10 protein-coding genes are annotated in these 15,370 nt (G+C 44.5%); 4 read left to right on the top strand and 6 right to left on the bottom strand.

The features are described 5' to 3' along the window. Positions 1 to 4: 4 nt before the first annotated feature. From ACHLI0_RS20720 to ACHLI0_RS20710, 3 genes are all read right to left on the bottom strand, one after another. Positions 5 to 3,625 carry a cell surface protein gene (locus ACHLI0_RS20720; protein WP_310506453.1) on the bottom strand — a complete coding sequence of 1,207 codons (3,621 nt, stop codon included), beginning with the start codon at positions 3,623 to 3,625 and terminating at the stop codon, positions 5 to 7. Positions 3,626 to 4,118: 493 nt separating this feature from the next. Beyond that, positions 4,119 to 5,057 (bottom strand): tyrosine-type recombinase/integrase, encoded by a 939-nt coding sequence (locus ACHLI0_RS20715; RefSeq protein WP_070102938.1) that lies wholly within the window; start codon positions 5,055 to 5,057, stop codon positions 4,119 to 4,121. 843 nt (positions 5,058 to 5,900) lie between these two features. Next, positions 5,901 to 6,077, bottom strand: coding sequence for a histone H1 (locus tag ACHLI0_RS20710; RefSeq protein ID WP_008760134.1), 177 nt, complete (start codon positions 6,075 to 6,077; stop codon positions 5,901 to 5,903). Between the two features lie 147 nt (positions 6,078 to 6,224). Between ACHLI0_RS20710 and ACHLI0_RS20705 the strand changes: the two genes are divergently transcribed. The 4 genes from ACHLI0_RS20705 to ACHLI0_RS20690 all read left to right on the top strand — a co-directional run bounded on the left by ACHLI0_RS20705 (position 6,225) and on the right by ACHLI0_RS20690 (position 11,508). Continuing rightward, positions 6,225 to 6,872 (top strand): AlbA family DNA-binding domain-containing protein, encoded by a 648-nt coding sequence (locus ACHLI0_RS20705; protein WP_490749947.1) that lies wholly within the window; start codon positions 6,225 to 6,227, stop codon positions 6,870 to 6,872. 35 nt (positions 6,873 to 6,907) lie between these two features. Then, the gene (locus ACHLI0_RS20700) at positions 6,908 to 8,296 is read left to right on the top strand and encodes an alanine/glycine:cation symporter family protein (RefSeq protein ID WP_490749946.1); all 1,389 of its coding nucleotides are present in this window, start codon (positions 6,908 to 6,910) and stop codon (positions 8,294 to 8,296) included. Between the two features lie 88 nt (positions 8,297 to 8,384). Next, positions 8,385 to 9,017, top strand: coding sequence for a DUF8491 family protein (locus ACHLI0_RS20695; protein WP_054959283.1), 633 nt, complete (start codon positions 8,385 to 8,387; stop codon positions 9,015 to 9,017). Positions 9,018 to 9,351: 334 nt separating this feature from the next. Continuing rightward, entirely contained in the window at positions 9,352 to 11,508 is a 2,157-nt protein-coding gene (locus tag ACHLI0_RS20690) for a KamA family radical SAM protein (RefSeq protein WP_490749945.1), read from the top strand. A 111-nt stretch (positions 11,509 to 11,619) separates the two neighbouring features. On the opposite strand, the gene ACHLI0_RS20685 is transcribed toward ACHLI0_RS20690, so the two are convergent. The 3 genes from ACHLI0_RS20685 to ACHLI0_RS20675 form a co-directional block, all read right to left on the bottom strand. Continuing rightward, a complete protein-coding gene (locus tag ACHLI0_RS20685) occupies positions 11,620 to 12,930 on the bottom strand; it encodes a nucleobase:cation symporter-2 family protein (RefSeq protein WP_490749944.1) in 1,311 nt (436 codons plus the stop codon). Between the two features lie 58 nt (positions 12,931 to 12,988). Then, positions 12,989 to 13,696, bottom strand: a complete 708-nt coding sequence (locus ACHLI0_RS20680) for a nucleoside-specific channel-forming Tsx family protein (RefSeq protein WP_011109270.1) — start codon at positions 13,694 to 13,696, stop codon at positions 12,989 to 12,991. 72 nt (positions 13,697 to 13,768) lie between these two features. After that, positions 13,769 to 15,364: a SusD/RagB family nutrient-binding outer membrane lipoprotein gene (locus ACHLI0_RS20675; RefSeq protein ID WP_490750176.1), complete on the bottom strand. Its 1,596-nt coding sequence runs from the start codon at positions 15,362 to 15,364 to the stop codon at positions 13,769 to 13,771. Positions 15,365 to 15,370 lie beyond the last annotated feature (6 nt).

Raw genomic sequence — 15,370 nt, 5'->3', positions numbered from 1 at the left:
ATTCTTAGTTCTTCGGATTAACTGTAATAGTCAATGTAGAAGAAGTAGTTCCCCAGCCGTAATTTACTGTAGCAGGAATGAATATCTGATAAGTATATCCAACCGGTGAGCTAACATTCACATACTTCACAGTGTTACCAGTCTGAACCAAAGTAGCGCCATCAGGCAACTTGTTACCGTTGTATTCCAAGCTTGTAGTTACTTTGTTCAAATCCAGTGTTACATCGCCGAACGGACCATAGAAGAACCAGTATTGTCCAGGATTCCAATCCGGTCTGCCCCACTCTTTCTTCGTCCATTCCCAACATCCTGAGATCTGTCCGTAAGATGTTCCTTCGAATGCAGGCTTTTCAGTGTGTTTGTGAGGAACCATTGTCCAGTTACCTTCAACCCACTTGTAAACTGCCGGTACGTAGTTGATACTCTTCACATAGTCGTACTCAATAGTAGTGCTTGCAGGTTTAGAAACTTCCGTATATATAATATCGCCATCTAATTCAACATGTGGATATATCAACGGCCATCCAGCTAATTTCTGTGCTTCAAGAGAGGCGTCAACTTCTGCCTGAGTCAAGAACTCTTCAGTTGTGTAAGTCTTCTTAGTAGATCCACCCAATCTGTTATAGTATCTATAAGTAGCCTTACCTGTATACATAGTAGTCACAGTAGTGGTAGTAAACTTAATCGTACCATATTCTACATCCAACTGAGCCGGTGTAACCATTTCTTCGTGACCTTGAACATATTCGAATTCAGGAGTACAAACTCTCTTCCAGTAAGAATGAACATTTTCAACCCATGACCAGCTATCCTTCACAATTGCTTCGTTTCTCCAGTCAGTCAACAGACCATTCCATTGGAAGTCAGCAACATCACCGCCAGTCTTAGCGTCTATTACTGCAATACCGCTCGGCATGTTCAAGTTAACAGGACGGATAAAGTCAACCATAAATTCGTTCACAGTCACTTCGTCGCCATTGCTCATCGTGTAGATGTGTGCAACGACAGCTTGCAGACCGTTTGCGCTGTTCAACGCAGCCTTCACAGCAGCATTGCTCTTATCCAAAGTGATATAGTTACCGTCGATCTGAACACCAGACATTACAGGAGAAGTCAAGTTACCGTTAGAGTAAGTCTTGATTACTTTGTAACGAGCAGATTCGCAACCCGGAAGTCCTTTCACAGTGTAAGCAGAGTAAGCTTCTGTCAATGCTCTTCTGAACTGACAATCACTTGCAGGAGAAGCAACTGAGTTAGGTACACTCACATTTACATTGAAGTACTTGTACTCATCACCATCTTTCGTCCAGTAAATATCATTTTCAGTAGCATCCAAAGTAAGTTCAGGCAACTTCACGTTTACTGTGAACTTGAATGTGATGCTTGCAGGATATTCAGAAGAAGTCAGCTTGTTCTTCACTGTTACAGTTGCAACAAATTGAGAACCACCGGCACCGATCTTACCCAGTTCACCATGATTAAATGACCATACGATCTTCTTCGTAGCAGTACCTACTGAAGTATCACCGTCAACGATTCTCGGCAGAGTCATAGTGTGTGACAGGTTGTTCTTCTTCACTACAGCAACAGCACCGGAAGCATCATACAAGTTCCAGAATTCTTCGTGGCTCATGCTTGTTTCCTTACCGTTAGTAATAACGCGGTAAACATTTTCACGGATGAATTGCTCTGTGATAGTGTATTCAGCAGCTGTTTCAGTACATTTAGCTATCAAGTCATAAGCCTTGTCACCTACTACGAGGTCATCTTGCTTCGTCACACCAAATTCGATCTTCACGAATCCGCGACGTACTACATTGCCTGCTTCGTCTACCAATTCCACTTTCAGGATAGGAGTACGACCGATCGCTTCTTTATTGAAGCCTTCTGCCTGGTACAAACCTGCCGCAGCGTCGTTACATACCACCCATTTCTGCTGGTTGGTTGAAGTTTCACCGTCAGTGATGTTGTAATCAGAAGAAGCTACAGAGAACTTATATGACAACTTATAGTCTTCGATCGGGAATTCTTTGTGATTACCGTTACCGAAGCAAGTAGCCACCAGGTCTTTCAGGTTGAATACTTGATCGTAAGGAGTTGTATAGCGAACAGCTTCTGACTTACAAGCAGTGAAAGTAGTTGCATAATGAGCACCGTCAGCACCTGAAACTAAAGTAGCTTTATCAGAGATGCGAACGTCCGGTGCAGCCAGTACGTCATCATAGATAGATACATACGGAGAAGTAACCACTACGTTAGTCTCGTCTTTGTCTACAGCATCACCCTTCAGAGTAGCCTGCAAAGCAACCATGTTTACTTTATCTTCTGCCGGCTGAGTAGAATGAACGTTAAGACGAAGCAGTTTGAAGTCCACTGTTCCTGTTGCAGCGTTAGCAACCGGAGTACCGCTGATCTGAACCCACTGGCTGGCAGCCGCACGAGTGTTGATCACTGTAGCGCTACGATCCAAGTAGCTATAGTCAGCATTGCCCAACTTGAAGCTAGCCGGGTTGAAGTGGTAGCTTGCAGTTGCCAAAGCAGCTGTAGAAATACTATAATTCGTAGGAATAGCAGCATTTTCACCGCTTCCCATCGGAGCATATTTCAATGAGTTGAACTTGATCGCTTCCACACCGTCTACGATATAGTCGGGAGCAAACGTGATGCTTGTCAGACGGCAAGTCATCAAAGTGTGCAGGCTCACCAAGTCAGCGTTGATAGTAATAATCTGGCTGTTGATGGTTCTGATGTCACCCTGAATACCTGAGATATCCGATTTGATAGCATCCAGCTCATCGTTGATCTTATCTTCGAGGTCAGCGATATCCTGAGCTGTAGAGTTCTTCAGCGCTTCAATGGCAGATTTATTCTCACCGATCAAAGCTTTCAGACCGCCTTCACCGTTGATTTCATCCCAAAGTTTCTTAATCTCATCCTGTGCAACTTCGATAGCTTCCTGCGCTGCCGCGATATCTTCCTTGTTAGCGTCAGCTATATCCTTTACACCTTCTGCATAAAGTTTCAAAGCGTCGAGCTGAGTCTGCAAGTCTTTATCTGCTGTAATCAACGTTTCGATAGCATCCTGAGCATTTTTGATCGCTTCAGTATTTTCTTTCACTGCTCCGTTGGCAAGATTGCTCAAACCTGTTTCTATACCTTCAATCTGAGCACCGAGTGCTTTTACAGCAGCTTCGTGTACTGTCACATCCAGTTTGTTGTCAATAGCAGCCTGCATTGAATTTCTCAATGCTTCAACCTGTGTTGCGGCTTCCGCTATCGCATCTGCTTTTGCTTGCGCAGCGGCAGCTTTCGCTTCTTCTGCCAGCGCTTTCGCTGTAGCAGCATCGGCAGCAGCCTGGTCGCCGGCAGTTTTTGCAGCTTCTGCGGCAGTCTTAGCTTCTGCAGCAGCTGTCTTTGCAGCATCAGCAGCAGCCTGTGCAGCTTCTGCAGCACTCTTCAGCGTTGTCAGCTGAGTCTGAAGATCGCCAACGGTGCTTCCGCTTTTGTCAATTTGTTCCTGCAGACTCTTGATGTCGTCATCGTAGTCTTTACAAGAAGTAAATGTACCTGCCGAGGACGCTATCAGCGCTCCAAACAGGACAGCATTTAAAAACTTTTTGTTCATAATAAAAAACTTTTAATTTATAAATTAAAAAAATAATAAAAATATAATTTCTCACTTTTGATTTTAAATCCCATGTGTTGTTCCGTTCATTTCTCGTGCGACCTCCTTTTCTTAATTCATTCAACCTTTATTTCCCTTATATAATACACTATGAAGCATACAGGCCAAACAGCCTTTACCCGTTACTTTCTAGGTAACGGGTAAACCTTTGTCCTGACTCCTGTGGAGCTATCTATATGAAAAACCGGACTATTTTACAGTGAAACATATTTACCCCTGCTTCAGACATGCGGCAGAGGGGAGGAAATTCTTTGTATCTTGATCAGAGGTTAACAGGTCCCTAACAGAAAGAAATCCGTTGTTTTATCGTATTATTTCTCTTTTTTTAGTAGTTTATCAGAAAAAATATCTTTTTTGTTTGCATGTTTTCCAAAATATATCCATCTTTGCAACGCTATTTAGCTCCGTTACCTAGAAAGTAATAGATTCATTTTCAAGCTACTGTTTCCACAATCGAGTGTTTTACAAAATCAATAATCTGATTATTAGCTTCATCAATTTTCTTATTACGGAAAGGTTTCAGATAGGTCTCGGTCACCTTGATGGACGAATGCCCCATAGCTTCGGAGATAATACCCGGGTGAATTTCGCAATAATAGGCTGTTGTAGCCCATGTATGGCGGGCGGTGTATGAACTCAGTCTATCGTTCAGCCCCAATATTTCGCCCAAGAGCGTGAGTTGCTGGTTGAAGCTGCGCAATGCCAACTGATATTCCCGGTAGGCCTCCTTCGTTCCCTCTCCACTTTTCAACAGCGGGAAAAGATAAGGCGAATGAGGATCGTGGTTCATATACTTCTTTAATAGTGCCATCGCTTCCGGAGTGAGCGTCACCGACAAAGGCCGTCCCGTCTTCCGCCTGCGATAAGTGATCACGTTATCCCTCAAATCACTTTTGCGCAGATAGGCCAGATCGACAAACGGCAAACCACGAAGTAAAAACATCAGTACGAACAAATCCTGTGCGCACCGTACGGCAGAAGATATAGCGGAAGAGTGAGGTAACTTAGTGAATACCTTCTTCATATCTTCATCGCACAATGCTCTCTTATGATCCGCACGCGTACCCGTATAGACGGAACGGAACAAATGAGGCGTATAAATAACCATCCGACTATTGACGGCACGATTGTACACCGCACGAAATGTCCTTAAATAAGTGGAGACTGTGTTCCAACTGCATCCTCTCCCACGAAGGTGTACTTCGAAACCTTTCAACCACTCCGGGGTAACCTCGTCAAAAGAAAAATCCCCTTCCCCATGATAAGCAATGATGGCATTGATACTGCTACGATACACGTGCGCAGTACCAAAGTTTCCCCCCATCCGCAGCTCTTCGGCTACCTGCTTCATAAATGCTACTACTTTTAACATCTTACTTAGTATTAAAGATTACACAATAAATATACACATATTTCAGCAACTATAATTGCCTGATACGCATATACACAACCGATTTTCAGAATAAGACACTCCAAAAATTGGTATCGCCGAAAAACGAAACAACAAATAGGGAGAAATTGAGTTCATTTCTTGAAATTACCATGAATAACTTTTCACATATAGCGACATCTATTGATCACTAAAAAAGGACCTTTCTTAAAAAAGGAATATTTAAACAGTGAAAGAAGGGCATAATTGTATCCCCACTTTAAAGAAAGGCATAAAAATGCTATCATTCACAAATACAGGATTCCTCTTTTTTACTATTCAAAGAGTTTATCGGTCAAATCAGAAGTATAATTCTTTTTCACTGATCATTCTGATCGCTTACTGAAGAAAAACAGTTCCGAATGACACTTTTATTTTCCCGGTATTTATGGATCAATTAGAAGAAAATTAAGCAAAAATAGCTTTTTCAGGTCTTCCTTACTGACGGAAAACAGGTTGGTCGGTGAGGAAGGAGGCGTTGGTTTTAAAGGAACACCCCCTTGGTTTAAAAGCAACAGATACTTTTTTCCTTTGAAAAGGTGTATATTTCATGTAGTTTCATGCAAGAAACGACTGCTTTTCCGTATATTATTGCATTTATTTATGCAGTTTACTCCTTGGTTTGTTACTTTTAGAGCGAACGTTTTTCAATGGAATCTTAAAAATAGCACATTTATCCAATATTTCGGGTTTCAGAAAAGAGAAGGAGGTATAAATAGAAGAAGAGGATGCATCTCACGATACATCCTCTTCTTTTTTCCTGATATCTTAGTAGACTTCTATTTCTTAGTTTTTAGAAGCTTCCAAAGATGCTTTACGGAATTCTTTCATTGCTTTTTCGATTTCCAAAGAAGCCTTACGAGCACGAGTTCCTGCTGCTTTGTTACCGTTTTCAATCTGAGCGTTAGCATCTTTTGAGAAGTCAGCATACAGAGCTGCTACTTTTTCTACCAATTCTTTCATAATCCTTTTATTTTTTTCGTTAATAATGTGTCGCAAAAATACACTGTTTCCCGAAATAAACGCATAAAAACAATATTTTTTTTGAATTTATCTGCGAAAATAAGCTAAAAAAAGGGCTTTTCACCATTTTTCCCTACCTTTGTAGCCATGAAAACGCTTACAGATACGGATTACATACATACTTTGATAGCTGAAGGAGAGCATCAGCAACAGGACTTCAAATTCGAAATTTCCGACGCACGCAAGATTGCCAAAACGCTGTCGGCTTTTGCCAATACCGACGGAGGACGGCTATTGATCGGCGTGAAAGACAATGGACGGATAGCCGGCGTACGATCTGAAGAGGAAAAATATATGATCGAAGCGGCCGCACAACTTTATTGCATCCCGGAGATAGATTATACTTTACAAACATATATTGTGGAAGGCAAACAGGTATTAGTAGCCACCATCAAAGAGAATCCGCACAAGCCTGTCTATGCGAAAGACGAAAACGGAAAACCTCTCGCCTATCTCCGCATCAAGGATGAGAATATACTGGCTACCCCTATCCACCTGCGTGTATGGCAACAAAGCGGCAGCCCGCGGGGAGAACTGATCCGCTATACGGAACGCGAACAACTCCTGCTCGACCTGCTGGAACAAGGAACGCTGCTTTCACTCAACCGGTATTGCCGGCAGACCGGTATTTCCCGACGTGCTGCCGAACATCTGCTTGCCAAATTTGTTCGGTATGATATAGTAGAGCCCGTATTCGAAAATCATAAATTTTATTTCCGAATGAAAAACGAGTGATATACTACGATTTATTCTTTTCAAAAAACCTAACTATGAACTTTATCAATGAAATAAATGATATACTCTGGACATACATCCTGATTATCATGTTACTGGGCTGTGCCGTCTGGTTCAGCATCCGAACGCGGTTCGTACAGTTCCGTATGCTTCGCGAAATGATTGTATTACTCAGCGAGTCCGCCGGAAAAGGAAAACACGGTGAGAAACATGTTTCGTCTTTTCAGGCATTCGCTATTACGATTGCCAGCCGTGTGGGTACGGGCAACTTGGCAGGGGTGGCCACCGCCATCGCCATCGGCGGAGCGGGAGCTGTTTTCTGGATGTGGGTGATCGCCCTGCTGGGAGCTTCGAGCGCTTTTATCGAATCTACTCTGGCACAGTTATATAAGATACGCGGAAAGGACTCTTTTATCGGAGGCCCGGCTTATTATATGAAGAAGGGATTGAAACAGCCGTGGATGGGGATGCTTTTCGCTGTGCTCATCAGCATTACTTTCGGTTTTGCTTTCAATTCGGTACAGAGCAATACGATTTGTGCTGCTGCCGAACATGCGTTCGGATTCAATCATACGGTGTTGGGAGGAGTGCTTACCGCTCTGACTCTTGTCATCATCTTCGGTGGTATCCGCCGGATAGCGCGTGTAAGCAGCATTATCGTACCGATTATGGCATTAGGATATGTAGGACTGGCACTGGTCATCGTATTACTTAATATCACGCATTTGCCGGAAGTGATATCTCTCATCATCAGCCATGCCTTCGGCTGGGAACAGGCATTGGGTGGAGGTGTCGGTATGGCGCTGATGCAGGGTATCAAGCGCGGATTATTCAGCAATGAGGCCGGTATGGGTTCGGCTCCGAATGCAGCAGCGACGGCCAACGTCACTCATCCTGTCAAACAGGGGTTGATACAGACGCTGGCAGTATTTACCGATACTTTATTAATTTGTACCTGTACGGCATTTATCATTCTTTTCAGCGGTGCTCCTTTGGACGGTTCCTCCAATGGGGTGCAACTGACCCAACAGGCGCTCACGAATGAGATTGGTGCTTCCGGAAGCATCTTTGTTGCCGTAGCGCTGTTCTTCTTCGCATTCAGCAGTATCTTGGGAAATTATTATTACGGCGAAGCGAATATCCGTTTCATCACCGCAAAGAAATGGGTGCTCCACACCTACCGGATATTGGTCAGCGGCATGGTACTTTTCGGGTCTGTCGCCACGCTCGATTTGGTATGGAGTCTGGCGGACATCACTATGGCTCTGATGGCTGTCTGCAACCTGATCGCCATTATCTTTCTCGGAAAGTATGCCATCCGCCTGCTCTCGGACTATCGTGCCCAGAAGAAAGCAGGCATCCAAAGTCCTGTTTTCAGGAAAGAGACCATGCCGGACATCGAAAAGGACTTGGAATGTTGGTGAAAACCAACACTTTTTCGTACCTTTGCGGCTCATTAAAATCTCCACACACGATTTGTAAATTGTAAATTATAAAATAGTAAATATAACGATGGGCTTATTTGGTTTATTCAAAAAGAAATCCGATGAAACAAAAGTCGGCAATGTAGAAGATTTCATATCACTGACCCGGGTTTATTTCCAGTCAGTCATCGCTACTAACTTAGGTATTACCAACATCCGCTTTTTACCGGATGTGGCTAACTTCAAACGTTTGTTCAAGATTCCTACGCAGGGAGGTAAGCTGGGACTGGCAGAAAAGTCGGCTTCACGCAAAATGCTGATGCAGGACTACGGACTGAATGAAAGTTTCTTTAAGGAGATCGACAACTCCGTGAAGCGTAATTGCCGTACTCAGAATGATATCCAGTCTTATCTGTTTATGTATCAGGGATTCTCCAACGACTTGATGATGCTGATGGGAAATCTGATGCAATGGAAGTTCCGTATGCCGTCTATATTCAAGAAGGCGCTTTACGGGATGACGCAGAAGACGGTACACGATGTTTGTACGAAGACGGTGTGGAAGGCTGATGATGTGCACAAGACTGCGGCGACTGTCCGCCAGTACAAGGAACGTCTGGGCTATTCGGAACAGTGGATGACGGACTATGTATATAATATAGTGCTCCTTGCCAAAAAGGAACCGAAAAGAAAGAACGACGACACGGAAACGAAAAAATAAGGTCGCGTAAATGTTAGAAAATCGTAAAGAATAGCATAGCAGGAAAAGCGGGAGTGGCATACTTCCGCTTTTTTTATTATCTTTATGTACTTTTTCTTTTGCCTTGATGCAAAAGAAAAAGTACCAAAAAGAAAAAATCAAGGCTGCGCCTGCCCGGCTACTCCGGTCTCATTTCCGGCTAAAGGGCAGAAACTCGCTTCGCTCAAACAGTCTGCCCTTTTTAACGCCGTAAATAAGACCTGCGCTTGACGCCGGGCAGTCGAGGCCGGGGGAACCTTGCGGAGGGATAGGTCGTTACTTATCAATAAATAATATAATAATATAGAGGATGCTTATGAAACAAAAGAAAATGCTTGTACTTACTTTTTCGCAGTTGAAACAAATCTACACGCAGGAGATGCCGGGGTTGGTAGAGATGGCGGCTGTAAGTCCGACGGTGGAGGACTTTAAGGCTGGTCTGCTAAAACATCTGGATAGTTGCGGGGTGGTTAATGAGGTTGCGGAGGAGGCGAGAGAGCAAATTCGACTCTTACTCCAGTATGATGGACAGGATGTTCATGAACTGTCTACGGGACAGGATATTTCGGTACAGACGATACGGTTGCTTTATCAGTTTCTGACGGAGAAGTTGGAGAATATAGAGATGCCGACGGATTTGTTTGTAGAGTTGTTCCAATTGTTCAAACGTTTGCAGGGGGAAAGTGTTCCTTTGCCGTCTCCGCAGCGCATCAAGAGCCGGAATGACCGGTGGGATACCGGATTGGATGAGGAAGTGCGGGAGATGCGTGATGAGAATAAGGAACGGATGCTGCATCTGCTGATTCAGAAGATTGAGAACCGGAAGTCGAAGCCTTCGGTGCGGTTCCATTTTGAGGAAGGGATGAGTTATGAGGAGAAATATCAGTTGGTGAGCAAATGGTGGGGGGATTTCCGCTTCCATTTGTCGATGGCGGTGAAGAGTCCGGCTGAGTTGAACCGCTTTTTAGGAAATTCGCTTTCGTCGGAGACGATGTATTTGCTGAATCGGGCACGTAAAAAGGGAATGCCGTTCTTTGCTACGCCTTATTATTTGTCGTTGCTGAATGTGACGGGGTATGGGTATAATGATGAAGCGATTCGGAGTTATATACTTTATTCGCCGCGATTGGTGGAGACGTATGGCAATATCCGTGCATGGGAGAAAGAAGATATTGTGGAGGCAGGAAAGCCGAATGCTGCCGGATGGCTCTTGCCGGACGGACATAATATTCACCGACGGTATCCGGAGGTGGCTATCCTTATTCCTGATACAATGGGACGGGCTTGTGGAGGGCTTTGTGCATCTTGCCAGCGTATGTATGACTTTCAGAGTGAACGGCTGAATTTTGAGTTTGAGACGTTACGGCCGAAGGAATCGTGGGACAGTAAATTGCGACGATTGATGACTTATTTTGAACAGGATACGCAGTTACGCGATATTCTGATTACGGGAGGCGATGCGCTGATGAGTCAGAATAAGACGTTGAAGAATATATTAGAAGCGGTGTATCGTATGGCGGTACGCAAACAAAGGGCGAATCTTGAACGTCCGGAAGGTGAGAAATATGCGGAATTGCAACGGGTGAGACTGGGTTCTCGTTTATTGGCTTATTTGCCGATGCGTATTAATGACGAATTGGTTGACATTTTGCGGGAGTTTAAGGAAAAGGCTTCGGCTGTTGGCGTCAAGCAGTTTATCATTCAGACTCATTTTCAGACACCGCTGGAGGTAACACCCGAAGCTAAAGAGGCGATTCGAAAGATTCTTTCTGCCGGATGGATTATTACGAACCAGTTGGTATATACGGTGGCTGCTTCACGCAGAGGACATACTACGCGGCTTCGCCAAGTACTCAATTCACTGGGAGTGGTATGTTATTATACGTTCTCGGTGAAGGGATTTAATGAGAATTATGCGGTGTTTGCACCCAACAGCCGTTCAATGCAGGAGCAGCAGGAGGAGAAGATTTACGGACAGATGACTCCGGAACAGGCGGAAGAATTGTATAAGATACTGGAAACCAAAGTCAATACAGGTATAAATGAAGAAAACCCGAAAGAAGATGCTGACACCGCCAAACAAATAAGACGGTTCATGAGAAAGCATCATCTGCCTTTCCTTGCTACCGACCGCAGTGTACTGAATCTGCCTGCTATCGGCAAGAGTATGACTTTCCAATTGGTAGGATTGACTGAGGAAGGCAAACGAATTCTTCGCTTCGAACATGACGGTACCCGTCACCATAGTCCTATTATCGATCAGATGGGACAAATCTATATCGTAGAGAATAAATCACTGGCAGCTTATCTACGCCAACTCAGCAAGATGGGTGAAGACCCGGAAGACTACGCTTCTATCTGGAGCTATACGAAAGGGGAAACCGAACCTCGTTTCAGCCTCTACGAGTATCCAGATTTCCCCTTTCGGATTACAGATAAAATGAGTAATTTAGAGATAAGTAATAAGTATTAGGTAATAGGTAATAACCGTAGCTACTGGTTAGTTTATCCGCATGGCTTAATACTTAATACCTATTACTTATTACCTATTACTTATTACCTATTACTTAATATTTATTACCTATTACTTCACTCTAATTACCATATTAGCAACAATTGCAGTTAAACCTCCGGTGGTGATTCCTGAAGAGAAAATACTTCGAATCGCCTCTGGAGCTTGTTTTAATACGTCCGGCATTAGTTCCACGCCCAAACCTAAAGATAGGCTGACTGCTAAGACTAGGGTTTCTTTGCGGCCTATTTCCTGTGAGGAAACGATGCGGATGCCTGCTGCCGCTACTGTACCGAACATTAATAAGGTGGCGCCTCCCAGTACAGGATCGGGCATCAGAGAGAATATAGCTCCTACAATGGGGAATAATCCCAGCAGAACGAGCATAGCGGCAATATAATAGCCTACATAGCGGCTGGCAACTCCTGTTAATTGGATGATACCGTTATTCTGTGCGAAGATAGAGTTCGGGAAGGAGTTGAATATACCTGCTAAAAGAGAGTTGAAGCCATCTGCCATCACACCGCCGGAAACACGTTTCAGATAAGAATCACCTTCAATCGGAAGTCCGGAAATCATGGAGTTGGCTGTCACATCGCCTGTGGCTTCAATGGCGGTGATCAGATAGACCAGACCAATGGCGATAAATGAAGAGATATTAAAATCAATACCGTATTTGAAAGGTTGCGGGATGTTGAAACTCATCAGCATCTCGACATTTAGTGTGCTCATATTTACTTTTCCCAGAGCGAAAGCCAGTCCATAACCCAGGCAAAGACCGAACACGATGGAACTCATGCGCAGGTATTTGTTTTTGCAGCGATTGAAAAACAAAACGCTCAACAGTACAAGTGCCGCAATGGACAGATTTTCCCACGAACCGAAGGAGCCGTCGTCCATCGCGCTATATCCGCCGCCACAGGAAACGATACCGACTTTGATCAGACTCAATCCGATCAGTAGTACGACAATGCCGGACACTAGCGGAGTGATGATATTGCGAAGATACTTGAAGGTACGGCTGACGACCATTTCAATAGGTGCGGCAGCTATACAGGAGCCGAATATCAGCGGAAGTCCGCCTACTAATCCGGTCGCTATGATAGGACCGATAAAGGAAAAGCTGGTACCTTGGATACAGAGCAGCTTCGCTCCTATCGGGCCGATACGACGGCATTGTATAAACGTAGATACCCCCGAAGCAAAAAGGGACATAGATACCAGAAAGCTTGTTTTTTCAACATCCAGCTTCAGTGCGCTCGCAATGATAAGAGGAGGTGTAATGATGGCTACAAAGATAGCCAGCAGATGTTGCAAGGCAGCAAACAGGGCATCTTTAAATGGGGGGCGGTCTTCTACGCCATAGATCAAATCTGTTTTCATTCGATATTTTTATTCAATAATTGATGTATATCCGTTGGGGAATTTTGTACTTCGAAGTTTAGTTCAGCGTCCACTTCAAAGCCAGTGTCGGAATTACATAGAAGCCGTCACGACCACCGAAATTATTGCTCAGTTCCACTTCGGAACCGACACTCAGGTTAAAGTTTTTATTCACTCCCTTGATGCGGTTCAGGTTTACCCAAAATTGCGGTTCGGAGAGGAAGATGGTTTTTCCATACTTGGTTTCTTCACGCCACCAGTCGGCAAAACCGGAGAAGGTGAGCAAATCCTTGCAAAAGTTCATGTACCATGTTCCTGTCAACTGGAAGTTATTCGGGGATGGGTGCTTTTGTATATATTTGTACATGGCTGTCAATGTGAAGCCTCTGGAGAAAGAAGCGTTATTATAGGTATAGGTGGCTCCCGCCAGGTAAGCGTTGTTGTAGGAGAATCCTTTCGCCAGTCCGCCATTGTATTCGAGATGGGCGGAGAAAGGACCTTTCCAGAATTTCAGTTCACGGGCTATCTCCCAGTAAGCGGAAGCGACCCCTTCGGACGTATAGTCCATATCGATAAAGAAGTAGGTACTTCCCCAGTTGTCGGGATGGAACTTCTCGACAGTGGATGTCAACAGCGGGCGTCCTTTCAAGTCTTTATCATACAGGGAACGTCCGAAATCATAATGTAACTGAATGTTTTGTGCCTGCAATTCCGGTACGGCAGAAAGCAGCATACATAGGAAAAGAGCAGAAATGATCTTTTTCATGACAAATGTGTTTAAATGAAGGTGCAAAAATAGTTAAACCTATACATATATTCACATTCCGACACTAAAATTTTAATCCAGACTATTATTTCCTGTATCCCACCACAATCGGGTACCTCCATGATCGGGTCCGCCCAGAGCCTCCACAAGAGCCAGATATTGCTCTCTGTCTTCGGTTTGCAGCGTGCCGGGGAAGTTGAGGCGACGTACCATTGTCTCCGTGTCGATACATCCGTTCCTGCTATGGTTGAAGCGTACCGGAAACAGGCGGGGATATCCCGTGCGACGCTGTTCCGCCCATGCCTCGCAACCTTCCGGGAATAAGGCTATCCATTTCTGCGTAATGATCTTTTCCAGCTTTATTTCCTTGTCGTCTGCGGGATTCCATTTAGGAGAAACCCGGCAACGGGCAGGAATGTTATTTTCGGGGTCTTGTGTGTCGATGAAATCGGCAGCCGTCCGCTCACTGTTCAGATAGTCGTCCATCTGATAAATGCCGCGTTGATGAAGAGACGCCTTTATTCCGTTCTGATAACATTCTTCTTCATCCTCCGATATCCATCCGCGCAAAGCAGCTTCGGCACGGAGAAACCAGATTTCAGCGGAACTCATCAATGGGGCATCCGTACTCTGATCGACGGACAATTTGGATAAGCCTGCATAATGATTGTGCGCAAAGCAGGTTCCCTGACGGATGCCGCGGTACTCTCCTGCATACGCCTTGTCGGTACAGGTTTCAAAGTAAACTTTCAGTCGGGGATCATCGTAGCCTGTCAGAATAGATTCCATTGCAGCACTCATATAAGTTTCATTCCATACCCGGTTGAGTTCTCCCAACGGATTCGTGAATCCGGATTTCGTTGAGACCGCTACCCGTTCATCTTCCGCTTCAAAAACACCAAATTCATTTTCCAGTCCTTTCAGGAACTCGGTGCGTGCCTTATCCGGATCAACCGCAGAAATACGCATTGCCAGACGCATACGCAACGAATTGGCAAACTTGATCCAGGAGGAATATTGACCGTCCAGCAAGATATCAAAGCGGGTGAATCCATTAGATTCGGGCTTCTTTTCTATATAATCGGCAAGAGAGACAACAGCCGAATCGAGTTCATTAAAGAACTCATAGTAGACTTCTTTCTGCGTATCAGGGCGATATTGATTCTGGGCATTCGCGAAATTCTTATAAATAACAGGGCCGTAATAATCTGTCACACGGTGCATGACTTCCACTTTCAGCACTTTGGTAATGCCGAACAAGGCAGATTCCGTATCACGGGTGGCATTCTCCGACTGGTAGATTTGTGGAAAGATATACGAATACATATGTGTCCACATGGCGCTGTTCCAGCCATCCTGCATATTATAATCCGAGTTATGCGTACCTCCGTTCAAGGGTTTTCCGTCGTGCATATAACCGGAGAACATATCCGCGTTCAGATTCTGTATCAACTGGAAAGGCCAGTTCTTGCCTTTACCGAAATCGTAGTTAAAGTAGATGCCTTGCTGGATAATCCCCAGACGAATACCGTAACCATTGTCGTCAATCAGCAAATCATCGTCCGTAACTCCCGACTGGTCGGTATTAAATTCACGGAATTTCCCTGTACAGCCAACAGAAAGCAGCAGCATCCCCAGCAAGTATATATAAATATGTTTTTTCTTCATCATCTT

This window comes from Bacteroides sp. RCH18 (genome assembly GCF_058231005.1).
The sequence above is the reverse complement of the archived record's forward strand: the minus strand, read 5'-3'. Positions and strand labels throughout refer to the sequence as shown.